This is a genomic window from Gelidibacter pelagius (assembly GCF_017581925.1).
Classification (GTDB): domain Bacteria; phylum Bacteroidota; class Bacteroidia; order Flavobacteriales; family Flavobacteriaceae; genus Gelidibacter; species Gelidibacter pelagius.
The window spans coordinates 34,735-49,364 of the sequence record NZ_JAGEVG010000021.1; the positions used below are offsets into that span (position 1 = coordinate 34,735).

General features: G+C 35.9%; 11 protein-coding genes and 1 tRNA gene. 2 read left to right on the plus strand and 10 right to left on the minus strand.

Features of this window, described 5'->3' with window-relative positions; all coding sequences use genetic code 11:
* Window positions 1-50: 50 nt before the first annotated feature.
* From J4051_RS15855 to J4051_RS15880, 6 genes are all read right to left on the minus strand, one after another.
* The gene (locus J4051_RS15855; protein ID WP_208234857.1) at window positions 51-1,394 is read right to left on the minus strand and encodes a RagB/SusD family nutrient uptake outer membrane protein; all 1,344 of its coding nucleotides are present in this window, start codon (window positions 1,392-1,394) and stop codon (window positions 51-53) included.
* Window positions 1,395-1,406: 12 nt separating this feature from the next.
* Entirely contained in the window at window positions 1,407-4,913 is a 3,507-nt protein-coding gene (locus J4051_RS15860; RefSeq protein ID WP_208234858.1) for a TonB-dependent receptor, read from the minus strand.
* A 175-nt stretch (window positions 4,914-5,088) separates the two neighbouring features.
* Window positions 5,089-6,243, minus strand: coding sequence for a FecR family protein (locus J4051_RS15865; RefSeq protein WP_208234859.1), 1,155 nt, complete (start codon window positions 6,241-6,243; stop codon window positions 5,089-5,091).
* A 179-nt stretch (window positions 6,244-6,422) separates the two neighbouring features.
* On the minus strand, window positions 6,423-6,983 hold the full coding sequence (locus J4051_RS15870; protein WP_208234860.1) for an RNA polymerase sigma factor: 561 nt from the start codon (window positions 6,981-6,983) through the stop codon (window positions 6,423-6,425).
* Between the two features lie 1,241 nt (window positions 6,984-8,224).
* Window positions 8,225-9,589: a site-specific integrase gene (locus tag J4051_RS15875; protein WP_208234861.1), complete on the minus strand. Its 1,365-nt coding sequence runs from the start codon at window positions 9,587-9,589 to the stop codon at window positions 8,225-8,227.
* Window positions 9,590-9,820: 231 nt separating this feature from the next.
* A tRNA-Arg gene (locus J4051_RS15880) sits at window positions 9,821-9,894 on the minus strand.
* A 292-nt stretch (window positions 9,895-10,186) separates the two neighbouring features.
* On the opposite strand from J4051_RS15880, the gene J4051_RS15885 reads away from it, so the two are divergent.
* Window positions 10,187-10,747 carry a YeeE/YedE family protein gene (locus tag J4051_RS15885; RefSeq protein WP_208234862.1) on the plus strand — a complete coding sequence of 187 codons (561 nt, stop codon included), beginning with the start codon at window positions 10,187-10,189 and terminating at the stop codon, window positions 10,745-10,747.
* A gap of 84 nt (window positions 10,748-10,831) precedes the next feature.
* A complete protein-coding gene (locus J4051_RS15890) occupies window positions 10,832-11,245 on the plus strand; it encodes a DUF6691 family protein (RefSeq protein ID WP_208234863.1) in 414 nt (137 codons plus the stop codon).
* 213 nt (window positions 11,246-11,458) lie between these two features.
* Here the strand turns inward: J4051_RS15890 and J4051_RS15895 are convergent, their stop codons facing one another.
* The 4 genes from J4051_RS15895 to J4051_RS15910 form a co-directional block, all read right to left on the minus strand.
* Window positions 11,459-11,734, minus strand: a complete 276-nt coding sequence (locus J4051_RS15895) for an ATP-dependent Clp protease adaptor ClpS (protein ID WP_208234864.1) — start codon at window positions 11,732-11,734, stop codon at window positions 11,459-11,461.
* A gap of 66 nt (window positions 11,735-11,800) precedes the next feature.
* Window positions 11,801-12,637, minus strand: coding sequence for a 50S ribosomal protein L11 methyltransferase (gene prmA / locus J4051_RS15900; protein ID WP_208234865.1), 837 nt, complete (start codon window positions 12,635-12,637; stop codon window positions 11,801-11,803).
* A 66-nt stretch (window positions 12,638-12,703) separates the two neighbouring features.
* Window positions 12,704-13,453: a triose-phosphate isomerase gene (gene tpiA / locus J4051_RS15905; RefSeq protein ID WP_208234866.1), complete on the minus strand. Its 750-nt coding sequence runs from the start codon at window positions 13,451-13,453 to the stop codon at window positions 12,704-12,706.
* Window positions 13,454-13,510: 57 nt separating this feature from the next.
* On the minus strand, window positions 13,511-14,605 hold the full coding sequence (locus J4051_RS15910) for a BT_3928 family protein (RefSeq protein ID WP_208234867.1): 1,095 nt from the start codon (window positions 14,603-14,605) through the stop codon (window positions 13,511-13,513).
* Window positions 14,606-14,630 lie beyond the last annotated feature (25 nt).

A 14,630-nucleotide genomic window follows, 5' to 3' on the forward strand; every position in this document is an offset into this window, starting at 1 on the left:
TAAAATTTAAAGCTCCATTAAAAAGACTAACTCAAACTAATCAACTGAACTTATTCGTAACCAGGATTTTGGTCGGCAAGGGTAATAGAGCCGTTTCCGTTAATTTCCTCTTCCGGAATAGGAAGGATATACTGATTGGAACTTGTAACTGTAGGTTTTAAGGTCATTATTTTGTTGAATCGGATGGCGGCAAACCACTCGCTGCCATTTTCGAATGCTAGTTCCCTAGCAATTTCATCAAAAATATCGTCCTTTAGTTCATCAATAGTCGTCGCAGTTGTGTTTCCAATACCTGCGCGATTTCTGATGACATTCAATGGTGCACTAGCATCTTCTAAGCTTGCGTTACTAAAAGCCAAGCCTTCTGCTTTTATCAAGTACATTTCTGCCAAACGCATAAAATAGGTAGGTCTAAAAACTTCTACATTGTTTGTTTTTAAAACGTTAGCACCACTATAGGTAAATGGTTTTCGAGGATCTGATGTCATTAAAGATGTAAACCAGGAGGTTCCAACACGGCCAGTATAAAATCGCTTTCTATTATTGTCAATATTATCGGAATTTTCGTCTCTATAAGTCATCAAGATCATTTCAGAAGACTTCAAGCCTTTACTGAATACGTTCTCAAAAGTACTTTCCAAAGATGTAGAACCGCTCATGATCACTTCGTCAGCCAAAACTGCAGCTTCTGCGTATTTACTTTGATAAAGTAATACTTTGGCCTTTAATGCTTTCGCGGCTGTTTTGGAAGCTCTGTAAGATACTGTGTAATCAGGAGCGTCAGCAATGGCAATGTCTAAATCAGCTAAAATTTGTGCGTAACTTTCTGCGACGGTACTCCGTGCTTTATCTCTGGTTACGAAATTTGAAGGCTCTGTTCTTAAAACAATGCCGTACTTACTGCTTTCATCAAAAAATTGACCATAATATCTGAGGGCATCAAATGTTGCCATCGCTCTTAAAAAGTGGGCTTCACCTATAATTTCTCTCTTATTATTTGGAGAGATCTCTTCATCAGAGAGCTCAGCGGTTAGCACAATAGAATTATTTGCCATATCCATGACCTTATAAAAACTCAACCAATAGTCTTTGACATAAGAATTGTCATATTTAATGTCATTTATAGAAAATTGGCCGTGAACATTTCCACCTCCAGTTTGACTCATCGATCCTGCTAAAGCGCTCGGAATAAGCTCGGTATACATATAGTAAAAAGGATTGGTGCGCGATGTGATAGTAGTGTAAGCACCATTGAGCAAAGCCTTTGCATCATTTTCGTTTTTTACGACATTTTCAGCCACCAGATTGTTAGGTGGGTCAACATCTACTACATCTGTAAGTTCGCAGGATGTCAAAAAAAACAAGGTTGTAATATAAATTGCTATTTTTTTCATAATTTTTATTTTTTAGAATCCTAATTTAACGCCAGCGGTAAACACTTTTGAAATTGGAAATTTGTTATTGTCCATTCCAGCACTGATATCATTATTATACAAGTTGGAAGCTTCAGGATCTGCTCCAGGATAATTTGTAACCGTAAATAAATTCTGTGCGGTCATAAAAACAGACAAACTGTCAAATATTTTAATCTGATCGATAAGTTTCTGAGAGAAGGTGTAGTTGAGATTAAGCGTTTTTAATCTTATATAAGACGCATCATACACATAATGTGATGACGATCTGTTATTTACGTTTGGATCAAAATAGACGAGTCTCGGGATGTTTGTGTCCCTGTTATCAGGACTCCAAGCGTTCAAAACACTGGATACTTTGTTTTCTCCCATAAATGTATTGGCAAAATTGGTGTCTCTTCCCAGTCCAAATGCATGCACGTCATTCCCTACAGAAAATGTAAAGAACGTTGAGAGTGTAAATCCTTTGTATCTGAATGTATTATTAATACCACCAAAAAAATCTGGTTGGGTATCTCCAAGGACTTCCTGGTCTAAACTGGTAATCCTACCATCTGGCACACCGTCTGGCCCTGTTAAATCTTTAAATTTCAGATCGCCTGGGGCGGTTGCACTATTTTGATAAGCACCAGTGCTCGATCCTGCATTTAGTACATCAATTTCAGCTTGTTCTTGGAAAATACCTTCGGCAACATAACCATAGATCAAGCCAATTGGACTGCCTTCACGCAATCTTCCACCACCTGGGAAACCTGTCAAGAAACCATCATCTCCTCTAAAATCGTCTGAGATTTTGGTCAATTTATTCTTATTCTTACTGACGTTTAGAGATATGCTCCAATTGAAATCGTTTGAACGAATAAGATCACCTTTTAATTCCAATTCGACCCCTTTATTTTCTGTGTCTCCAATATTTGCAGTAATTCTGTTATACCCCGTGCTTCCCGGAGTAATAGCTGTGAATAAAGCGTCCTTGGTAGTTTTGGTGTAATAACCAATCCCACCACTAAGACGACCTCTAAACAATGAAAAATCAATTCCAAGGTCAAACTGATCAGTGGTTTCCCATTTTAGTTTATGGTTTCCCAACTGAGATATTACAATTGACGGATCAGGTCCATAATTATCGGTTTCATAAAGTGTTCTCCACGCGTAATCCCCAAAGTCCTGTTGACCGGTTTTCCCTAAACTTGCACGAAGTTTAAGGTCATCTATGACACTACTATCTTTTAAAAATGATTCATTAGATATCCTCCATGCAACAGCAGCTGCTGGAAAAAAGGCATATTGGTTATCTTTTGCAAACTTTGAAGAGCCGTCAACCCTTGCAGATAAAGTTAATAAGTACCTGCTGTCATAACCATAATTAATACGTCCAAAGTAGGAAGCTAAGCCAGATCCAGTCTCAAAGGATGAAGCGTCTCTGAAAACTGTGGCACTTGAAACATTGGTTAATACGTTATTAAAAAAACCTTCTCCCCATGCTTTAACATAAGAGTTTTTTGATTTTTCAAAAGATGCACCGGCTACAGCGTTGATGTCATGGTTACCGATTAATTTGTCATAAGTTAAAGTTGATTGTAGGAGTGTGTTCGTGTATTTACTTCTACTTTCTTGTGCATAGCCGTTACCATTTCCTGTTAACCTACCCCATCCTCCTCTGGCGGTGAATAAAGGATAAAAACTATTTTGAGTTCCATTATTGTAATTTAAGGAAAACAAGGTCTTAAATTTTAAATCTTTTACAATTTCTAATTCTGTATGAATCGATCCCAACACCAAAAACGTACTGTTGGTGTTGTTGCCTTGAGATCTTGCTGCTGGACTTTCAGTATTAGAATATGGGGAGACTGAATAATTGCCGTCCGCATCAAATACCGGTAAATCCGGTCTATAAGAATAAGTGAGTTGTGTTAAACTATTGTCAAGTGCATCCTGATTAGTGTTTGAAAGATTAATTTTGGTACCAAATGTCCAACGCTCATTGATTTTATTATCAATACTCAAATTTAAAGAATACCTATCAAATCCTGAGTTTTTATAAACACCTTCTTGTGTATTGATTCCTAAAGAGGTGCTATATCTTGTTTTTTCAGAACCTCCATAAACACTTAAGTTATAATTGGACGTTATTGGACTTCCTGGACTTAGTTCTTTTTCCCAATTGGTATCTGCATTTCCAAAATAAGAGCCATCTAAAACGCTACGCGCAAACTCATCATTTCGTGTACCATTTTCTACTGCCGTTGTCCAGACTTGTCTAAATTGTGCTGCATTGAGCACATCTAAAGTTTGAGCAAACTGAACGCTCGTAGAGGCACTTCCTTCAAACTTTGTTTTACCGGAATAAATGCCTTGTTTTGTAGTGATGATAATGACACCATTTGCGGCACGAGAGCCGTAAATGGCCGCAGCAGAAGCATCTTTTAGTACACTTATAGACTGGATATCAGATGTGTTTATATTACCGATGGGCGTACTGATACCTTCCTTTGCCAATTCATCACCTAATCCGAGTGATCCTAAACCACCACCTTCTCTACCACCTAATGGGATGTTACTATCAGGAACCACTGGTATACCATCTATAACATACAACGGTTGATTAGAACCCAACAATGAAGTGGTCCCTCTAATACGCACTCGGGCTGCAGCACCAGGTTGTCCTGTAGAACTTGACACATAAACTCCTGCTACCTGACCTTGCAGTGCATTATCAAGATTGATGGTAGGCGATTGGCTGGCAATGTTTGCCACATCAACCGTTCCTACTGAACCAGTCAAATCTTTTCTTTTGGCACGACCATAACCAATAATTACAAATTCATCTAAACTTGTTACTGATGTTTTCAACTGTACGTTTACAACGCTTCTATTGTTAATGGGCACATCAATAGTTTCATAGCCAATATAGGATACCACGATAATTTCTGAGTTACTTGAAAAGATTAGACTATATCCCCCATCATAGTCCGAAACTACACCTGTTTTTGAACCTTTTACAATTATAGTTGCACCTGCCAATGGTTGTCCATTTTCATCAGTAATTGTTCCACTGATTCTTTGTTGGTTTAAAATCTCTGAAAAATTGAATTTTATTTTGCCCAAAAAAGACGGTGTTTCTTTTACGGAAACGACAATTTTAGGCTTTAAAACAATCTGTTTGTCCACAACCTTATAACCAATATTGGCATTTTTAAAAAGTGTGTTCAATACATTTGAAAGCTTTTCTTTAGTCGCAGAAATGCTGACAATTTCCTTATTTCTGAGGATCTCATCCTCATATAAAAACTTGAATTCGGTTTTACGCTCTATTTCATTTAAGACATCCGCAATAGTCATTGACTTACAGTCTAAAGTCACTTTGGTATTTTGAGAATATGTGCTGTTAGCTTGAATTTGGAACAATGCTAAAAAGAGCAGCATGTACGTGAGCTTCATTTTTAAACTTATTTTAGGGATATAAAGCAAGCTGTAAATCCCGATAATGAATTTTTTCATACTTTTGGTTTGATTTAAAGAGTTGAACATTTTTAGATCATTTTTTTAAAATCGGGGAATGCTCCAACATTTCCCGGTTTTTTTATTTTTTCATACTACTCATACAAAAGATTAAAAAAATGATGTTTTCTTTTAGTTGTGTTTGTTAGTTTTAGCGAGACATGTTTTATAGTTTTTATGGGTTAATTATTATTTTATTTGAATCGAATTTATAGGTAAAAGAGGCCGAATAACTAAAGCTCTGCATCACTTGATGGATGTTTTCTACATCAAATCGTGCAGTAAACCTTCTGTTCTCTAAAGCCTTATCATTATTTATAAAGACAACATTATATTGCCTTTCCAGTTTTTTAAGAATATCATTAAAGGGAACGCCGTTCAATATTAATCTACCCTCCATCCAGGCGGTGTGTGTTTCGGTATCAGCTTTATCAACTTTAATTTCGTGATTCTTAAGGTTCCATTCGGCCTTAAAACCTGGATTTAAAAGTGTAGCCGTTTCTTGATTATAAGTTTCATTACTGCTATAGACACCTACAGAACCTTCAAGAAGCACAGTGGTAATCTGCTCATCTTCAAGATAGGAAGACACGTTGAATTGTGTACCAAGAACTCTAATATTAATTTCCTCCGCATTGACAATAAATGGATGTTTGGCATCTGTTGATACATCAAAAAACGCTTCACCCTTTAAGAAGACTTGTCTGTTTTGACCTTTGATGAATTTAACTGGATATTTTAAAGATGTTCCGGCGTTTAAATGCACTCTGGTGCCATCAGATAGTTGAATTTCAAAACGTTTGCCATAAGGTACGGTTAAGGTATTATAAACTAAGGTTTCGTTGGTTATGGTAGTATCATATACCAAAATTTTTCCTTTTTGATTCCCTATGATATTCCCTTTTTTATCAACTAATTCAGACGTGCCGTCTTCATTTATAATCTTTGTGCTACCGTTTTCCAGTTCAAGCGTAATAAATTCATTCGGAATATCTAATGTTGAGTTAGTACTGAAATAGCCTTGTTGAAATAGAAAGCCAATTCCAAGGAATAGAACGGCTATTGCCGCGTATTTGATCCAAGACTTATTGGAAAACAGATTTTTTTGTTTCGATTTGGATTGTTCCGCCTTTAGGACAACATTTTTCCAAGCTTTATCCTTATCTATGGTATCGTAACTCGAAAGCGTATCGGAAACCTTAGTGAAATCTGTTTTGGATAGAAAAGGGTATTTCTTTTTAAGTTCTTTTAATTGCAATTTTTCAGCAGGTGTCAAGACGTCAAGTTTTTTCTTGATGATCAGTCTCGAAATATGAAAAATAGTGTTCATTCTATTAGGGTGTTTATATATAGAACAACTAAAAACCAAAAAAGTACTACTGAGAAATGTTATTTTTTTAAAAAAATATAAAATGGAATCAAATGAAGACTGTATTTTAATTAATACCGCTCAGTTTTAAACACATTTATTTAGGCAGTCAGCTAAACAATCCAAGAAAGATTATTGATTTAATTCGGTTTTTTTAAGGGGTGCTCAAGTTTCATTTTATGAGCAATTAAAAAAGAAATGATAATGCTTAAATTCTTAAACCTTTGTCTTAATTGTTTGTAAGCCTGAGATTTTAAGGTTTTGACTGTTTGTAGTTTGATGTTTAGATTTTCAGCAACTTCTTTATTTTTTAGACCTTTTAGGCTGAGTTTTATAATCTCCTTTTTTCGTATTGGTAGGGTGTTGATAGCCTCATGCAACTGTCTCGAGATTTCTTCCTCAAGCACGTGTTGCATAAATAGATTGTCATCATTTAACTGCTGTATAGAAGTTGCAGCATATTTATCTTTTACTTTATTGTGTTTAATAATGTTAAGACATTTATTTCTTGAGGTCTTATAAAGATACGATTTAAGTGAAATCTCATCTGGAAAGTTGTTTTCTGTTTGCCACAAATCCGCAAACACCTCTTGCACCACATCTTCACATTCATCGTGTGAAGACAAAAAGCGGTTAGCATAGGTTACAAGAGACTTATAATATGTATCAAATATTGCTTTTAAATAACTTTCGGTAAACATTTTAAAACAGGAACAAATTTTTGTTGAACTGAACAACTTTTTGAAACGCGTAAATTAATTAAATTATTACTAGTGTCCTATACCTATTAAAAAACAAGATGTTAAATTAAGTTATTTCAAATATTTTTAAGTAATAGCAATTCAATTAAGATTTAGAATAAACCACCAAGGTAATTATAAGAAATTCCCAATTAACAATTGTTCGCAAGAATTAAAATGAAAAGATTTTTAACTTAAAATGAAATGACATAAATACCAGATTAGATCCTTTGGCTTTATGTCGTAGTCATTTGATAGACGTGTTTTACGAGTTTAACTTGCGCGTATATTGTATGAGAATAAATTTCCCTTCTGATGAGAGAAAGGTTGTGATTCACCAGAATTTATTATCCTAATTGATAGCTCCTAAATAAAAATGAGAATTGAATTGATTTAATTTTAAAAAAACATGGGATTTGAAACAACAAAAAGTCGCACCTATGTTGTAATTAATCAACAGTTTATCATTCTTCAATTCATTTACTTATAAATCGATACTTATCAAAATGAGTAATTATTGGAATATATCGGGTGTTCCTCAGAAGGGAGGGATATTGGAAGAAGTTTATGACATCAGAGCTGAGAGACAATCTACGGATGGAACCCAGTATGAAACGTGCATGATGTGCAACAACTAACGCATACGGCATGTATACGTTGTAAGCCATATAGATTTTGGAGAGGAATTTAAAGTTGGATGTATCTTTGCTGAGAAAATGACCAATGATTATGTAAATCCCAAAAAGCAAGAAAAACAATTAAGAAATTAGTCCCACAGGCGCATCAACTGGCTAAAAAAGAATGGAAGATTAGCAAGAAAGGCAATTCACACTTAAAAATAACTGATCATTTAATTGTCATTTATCAAGACAGATACATAAAAACGTTCAAGGTCAATATTGGCGACGTTATAGGTACAAAGCAATTTGAGGATATCGACCAAGCAAAGATAGCCGCATTCAACGGTGTTGAATATATAAAAGAGAATGACCTATGGTAATTCCTATTGCCAACTATAGACCATTGACGCATCGATCGCATAGGCTAATCAGCAAATATTTCCCGATTCCCATATACACCAAGTTATGTTCAAGGTACTCTATTTTAACCTCATACATATTAAAATGCTGATGCCGAATTAAATATCCTATTGTTAATTGCCCATCAAGAAAAGAGAAACAACAAAAAATCCCACATTATTCCTAATCTGATTTTTCGCTCATTATTTTGCTCAACTTCTTAAGGAGTTGTTCTTTTGTCATCTGAGCATATTTGTCCTTTTCAGCATCTGCGATTTTTTTACGTAGCAGTTTCAGCTCGTGTTCTTCTTCAAGTTTTCTCGCTTTTTTGTCGAGCCTTCTTTGCACAGCGTCCATATCAGATTTTATCTTGTGATCCATGACACGAGCATAAATTTGAGTCGTTGTGATTTTTGAATGTCCCAATATTTTTGAAACGGTTTCAATCGGCATTCCGTTGCTCAATGCCACTGTTGTTGCAAACGTATGCCGCGCCATGTGGAAGGTGAGATTTTTTTCAATTCCAACTTCTTTGGCTATGTCTTTCAGATAAAGGTTGGCTTTCTCATTGGTTATGGATGGCAAAAGCTTACCCGTGAACTGTGTCACCGGATGCGCCTCATATTTAAGAAGAATCTGTTCAGCACGAAACAGCAATGGAATCTTGATTTTAGTATTCGTTTTTTGCCTAAACGTTGTAATCCATTTATGAACTTCATCATCACCAATCCAGACATTTTTCTTTGTCAAATTCCGAATGTCCACATAAGAGATACCTGTGTAGCTGCTGAAAACAAAAAGATCCCTCACACGATCCAAACGATCAAGTTCAAAATGATGTGTGGCAAGTTTTGAAAGCTCACTATCAGATAGGAATTCTCTATCCACCTTATCAAATGAAGATTTCCATCTTCGAAAAGGGTCATCTTTAATCCATTCCAAATTGTATGCAAGAGTCACCACCTTTCGAAAACGTTGAATGTGTTTAGTAACTGTATTATGGCTCATCGCCTTAGGATGCCCCTTTGGATAGTAGGCATTCAAATAGTTCTCGAAATCACATAAAAACTCGTAGTTCAAACGGGATAAAGAAATATCATTTAGCTTTTTCTGTTTTAAAAATCGTGAAATATAACCTTCAGTTACTTTAAAATTTCTGATGGAACCAATAGCCAAAGTGTTTTCAATTTTTTGCCCATGATATCTTAGTAACTCAAGAAGTGTTTTTGAGTCTACTCCTTCCTGCAAAAATCCATCTTTCAGATTTTCGGCAGTTATAGGAATATTATCGTTGCGTAGAATTTGATACTTATTATAAAGTTCTGACTTAGTAACTTCTAAATAATTATTAATTTCTTTCGCTTTAGCGGAATTACCAATCATCTTCCGGTGTTTGAAATCCCAAAGTTCCAATGGGACTTTTCGTTTCAAACTAATGTTGACACGCTTTTTGTCGATAGTGATTCGCATATACAGAAGTACTTCACCATCAATCTCTTTTTGCTTGTTGACCCAAAAGTGAATCCCAAGTGTTTTTACTGTTCTCATAATTGTTGCCGTTTTAAGTTAAACTTAAATTCCGATTGTCAAATCAAACAAACAATTGAGTGATATTGCTTTAGTTTAAAATACACCTGAGGTACCTTTTAAATTTTGGGGTAACCTCTGAGGTATCATTTTAAATCAAATCATATCAAATTAAATGAACCCTTAAAAACCACGAAACCACGCAAATCCTAAGATTTGCGTGGTTTTGATGCTATTTGATATAGCTTTGAGTGACCTCGACTGGATTCAAACCAGTAACCTCTTGAGCCGTAATCAAGTGCGCTATTCAGTTGCGCCACGAGGCCTTTTAAAGTGGGTGCAAATATAACACTTTTATTAATTTAGTACCAAATAATTTATTTCAAATTTGCAAATGTTTAGTTTTTGACCAAGATACACGAAGTTTTAAGAATTTCTTTCCAATATCAATTCGACAAAATTGTTCAACATAAGCTCTTTAAGAAAGCTATTTCAGATATATGAAAAATAATACGATTTTGATGGATGTTGACCAAGACCAGACCGATCTATCGTTTTTTGACAAACAATCCTTACAAATCTGAGTTAGGACGCTTACATTTGCAAAAAAATAATTTAATGGAATACATTTTACAACCTTGGCCTTGGTATGTTTCAGGCCCACTTCTTGCCCTGATCATGTTTACACTTATTTATTTTGGGAAGACTTTTGGCATGTCCTCTAATCTGAGAACTCTTTGCTCCATGGCTGGGGCAGGAAAAAATAACGACTTCTTTGATTTCGATTGGAAATCGCAACGGTGGAATCTTGTCGTCGTTTTAGGTGCTGTCATTGGGGGCTTCATCGCACATTTTTTATTATCCAATCCCGTGAATATCGATTTGAATCCTGAAACTGTTGATAGCCTATCTAAATTAGGCTTCGAAAATGCAGGAAAAAGCCTACTACCGGCCGAATTGTATAGTTGGGATGCCGCCTTTAGCTTAAAAGGATTATCCATTTTAATCATTGGAGGATTTTTGGTAGGTTTCGGAACCCGTTATGCTGGTGGCTGTACCTCTGGACATGCTATTACTGGACTAAGTAGCTTGCAACTGCCTTCTCTAATTGCTGTTGTCGGTTTCTTTCTTGGTGGATTGATTATGATTCACTTATTATTCCCTTTAATTTTTGGTTAACACGAAATGTCCTTTTGCAAATCATAGATTAACTAAAAAGTTAATTTGGACAATGCACCGGATCTTCAAAATAAATATATACAAATGAAATTTTTAAAATTTTTACTCGTCGGAATTGTATTCGGAATCATTTTGGTGAAATCAGAAGCCGTATCATGGTATCGCATTTACGAAATGTTCCGCTTTGAATCGTTTCACATGTATGGCATAATCGGCACTGCCATTGCTACAGGAGTTATTTTACTTCTGATCACTAAGAAGTTTAAGTTCAAGAACATTGAAGGAGGCTTAATGAGCGTCCCAGATAAAGAGAAGGGCTTTACTCGGTATATTTTAGGCGGCACGCTTTTCGGTTTGGGATGGGCCTTATCTGGTGCATGTCCAGGACCAATGTACATCTTGGTTGGCACTGGTGTTTTCACCATTCTGATTGCTATTTTGGCGGCTCTATTTGGCACCTATGTTTACGGCGTTTTGAAAGATAAACTTCCGCATTAAAATAACGACCTATTGTAGATTTTCAAAAAGTAATGGAGTCAGGCATTGTCCAAACATTTATTGTTTTGAGCAAGGCTTAAAAAACCATTTACAATGTCTTCTTTAAGAATTGCTAGAAATAGCCTGTTAGAATAATGAGAGGTTTTCGCAGATGGGTAATAGAAAATTAAAACCTCAAAGTTTCAATATAAAAAAACTCTGAGGTTTTTTTTACTATATTATCTCTGCACTTAAACCAGCTTCCAAAAGCATGGAGCAACGCGGTTTAAGATCGTCATAGGACCCTGTTTTCACCGTACATTTCCCTTTATAATGTACTAAAATGGAACATTGCTCTGCTTGTTCCGGAGTGTGGTCACACGCATAAATAAGCGTATCGATGACATAATCAAAAGTATTGACATCATCATTATACAAGACGATCTCATTCAGATTTTGCTCAAGGGTATCAACGAGAAGGTCTTCTTGAATTTTCTCTTTAGTACTCATTTTTTTTAAAAACTTAAGTCTGCAGTCCTTTAACTGCACAATTTAACACAACTATCTGGGCGCTAGCTAATTTACGAATTTTAAAGCAACCCAATTATTTCTTTCCAAACTTTCAACGTGAGTCAATCCCAGTTTATTGCATTCCTCCTGAATGGCTGGAATATCGTGATTGTAAAATCCACTTAAAAAGATGGTTCCATTTGGTTTTAGGCATTTGACATAGGAAACCAAATCATTCAAAAGAATATTTCGGTTGATGTTAGCAATGATGGTATCATATTTTTGATTTTGCAATAAGCTGGCATCACCTTCCAGTACTGTTATGTGTTCACAATTATTTCGTTCCACATTTTCCAAACTGTTCACATAACACCAATTGTCATAATCAATGGCATCTAGAGGTTTGGCGCCTTTCATTTCGGCAAGAATCGCCAAAACACCCGTACCACAGCCCATATCCAATACCGATTTGTTCTTGAAATCGTTTTTCAGAATATGCTGTATCATCATATGTGTCGTCTCATGATGTCCAGTACCAAAACTCATTTTGGGCTCAATAACAATGTCGTATTTGGTGTTTGGTTTCTCATGAAATGGTGCACGAACAGAACATTCATCATCAACGACAATGGGATTGAAATTCTTCTCCCATTCCTCGTTCCAGTTGACCTGTTCTATTTCTTCAAAAGTATAGGAAAACTTAAACTCATCAGATTTCAAGATCTGGATACCTTTTAAGATGTCCTCATTCCATTCATCTTTTTGAATGTACGCCGTTACGCCCTCGTCAGTTTCCACGAAACTTTCAAAGCCCGCATAACCCAGTTCAGCAATTAGGATCTCTGTTCCTGGTTGCAAAGGTTCTACCTTAAATTGATAACCTATGTAAATACTATTGGCCATATTCGACTTCTAATTTGCGTATTATTGAATTTCAATGTGATACTCTAAGACGGGTTTTATTTATGATTAAAATGAATTAACGATGGCAAAAAAATCGTCCGCATTAAGGGCAGCGCCACCAATCAATCCACCATCAACATCAGGTTTTGAGAAAATCTCTTTGGCGTTTGATGGCTTACAACTTCCTCCATATAGAATAGATACACTATTTGCCATGTCTTGGCTGTATTTGCTCGCCAATGTTTTTCTAATGAAGGCGTGCATATCCTGCGCCTGCTCCGGACTTGCTGTTTCTCCAGTACCAATGGCCCAAACGGGTTCGTAAGCCAATACGATGTTTTTAAAGGCTGTCGCCTCTAAATGAAACAAAGCATTTTTAATCTGATTTTCAACAATATGTTCATGATTTCCAGATTTTCTATCTTTCAGTTCTTCACCGAAGCAGAAAATAACACGCATTTCATTTTTTATGGCCGCATCAACCTTTTTAGCCAATAGCTCATCGGTTTCATTGAAATAAGCGCGACGCTCACTATGTCCTAAAATGACTGTTTTAACACCAAGACTTTTGATCATTGTTGCACTAACCTCACCTGTGTAAGCACCAGATTCTGCGAAATGCATATTTTGTGCAATCACTTCAATTGTACTGTCTTTTAATGAGTTGAACGCCTGCCATAGATTGGTGAATGATGGGGCAATCATAACCTCAGCATCGCTGATTTTGTTTTGCGATTTAAGTTCTCTTATCAATGTTTCCGTTTCCGATAAATCATTGTTCATTTTCCAATTTCCTGCTACTATGTTTTTTCTCATATCCTATCTTAAGTCCTTTTCGAGAAAAGAGCTTATATTTTTAGTTAATATTCTATTTTACAATTTTAAATCCTCAATGTCGTTCCAATGTTTCTTTTGCGTGACGGTCCCTTTGTTTAAGATCACCGCACCTGGGTTTGAACGTACAATGGTTTTCAATACTTTTTCGTCACATAGATAAAACTCAAAATCGAGGTTGTATGTCGACTTGACATCTTGTTTTGTAGCTTCATCAGAGGTGGTCATCCCAATAACGGTATATCCTTTTGCAAGAGCCTCATCAGCCAAGGATTTTAATTTCACCATACCTTCCTTTTCGGAGGATTTTAAGTTGTATGCAACAATCATCAACAATTTATCTTTCTCCAAGAAATAGGAGGTCAAATCCTCATCTTCTGATTCTATTGAAAAATCCTGTATTTTGGGAAGGTCTGCAGCTTGGATCTCTTTGGTTTCCACACCAATAATCTCATCGTACTCTGCTGGTCCTTGTCCGCGGTCTGTTAAGGTTTTTTCTTCGCCATTAATTGTATAAGTCCACTCGTAATCTATAATAGCTCTTTTTGCATCAGGCGCGAGCACCATATTTTGTTGGAGATTATCACCTATTTTGTAAGCTCTAAAATCAATGACTGGTAAATGCATAAGTACGTAATACGCAAACGAAAGTGAGGCAAGAAAACCTACAAGTGCTACAACAGTGGTACCTAATTTGCTGAAAATTGGTTTAATATGTTTAACACCGAAAAAGAGAATTAGAATAAAGAACAATAAAACAATGTCTTTAGTAAAACTCTGCCATGGCGTCATAGGCATGGCATCTCCAAAACACCCACAATCCTTTACTTTATCAAAATAGGCAGAGTAAAAAGTCAAAAAGGTGAAGAAAACAATCATGAGCAACAAGCTCCACACCGTGAATTTCGGTTTATAACCAATGAGCAAAAAGATACCCAATACCACTTCAAAAACAACGACTATTACGGCAATTCCCAAGGCATAAGGTTCCAAAAACGGCAGATTCAGGACGTCAGTGCCAAAATATTCTTGAAGCTTATAGGAGAAACCCAAGGGGTCATTAAGTTTCACAAAGCCTGATATGATAAAAAGGACGCCTACAAATACTCTACTGATGCCTACTAAATATTTCATAAAATTTCGAAAGTTAAAAATTCCA

Coding starts and splice junctions, on each gene's coding strand:
- J4051_RS15855 (WP_208234857.1), bottom strand. CDS start 1,394: ATGAAAAAAATAGCAATTTATATTACAACCTTGTTTTTTTTGACATCC.
- J4051_RS15860 (WP_208234858.1), bottom strand. CDS start 4,913: ATGAAAAAATTCATTATCGGGATTTACAGCTTGCTTTATATCCCTAAA.
- J4051_RS15865 (WP_208234859.1), bottom strand. CDS start 6,243: ATGAACACTATTTTTCATATTTCGAGACTGATCATCAAGAAAAAACTT.
- J4051_RS15870 (WP_208234860.1), bottom strand. CDS start 6,983: ATGTTTACCGAAAGTTATTTAAAAGCAATATTTGATACATATTATAAG.
- J4051_RS15875 (WP_208234861.1), bottom strand. CDS start 9,589: ATGAGAACAGTAAAAACACTTGGGATTCACTTTTGGGTCAACAAGCAA.
- J4051_RS15885 (WP_208234862.1), top strand. CDS start 10,187: ATGGAATACATTTTACAACCTTGGCCTTGGTATGTTTCAGGCCCACTT.
- J4051_RS15890 (WP_208234863.1), top strand. CDS start 10,832: ATGAAATTTTTAAAATTTTTACTCGTCGGAATTGTATTCGGAATCATT.
- J4051_RS15895 (WP_208234864.1), bottom strand. CDS start 11,734: ATGAGTACTAAAGAGAAAATTCAAGAAGACCTTCTCGTTGATACCCTT.
- prmA (WP_208234865.1), bottom strand. CDS start 12,637: ATGGCCAATAGTATTTACATAGGTTATCAATTTAAGGTAGAACCTTTG.
- tpiA (WP_208234866.1), bottom strand. CDS start 13,453: ATGAGAAAAAACATAGTAGCAGGAAATTGGAAAATGAACAATGATTTA.
- J4051_RS15910 (WP_208234867.1), bottom strand. CDS start 14,605: ATGAAATATTTAGTAGGCATCAGTAGAGTATTTGTAGGCGTCCTTTTT.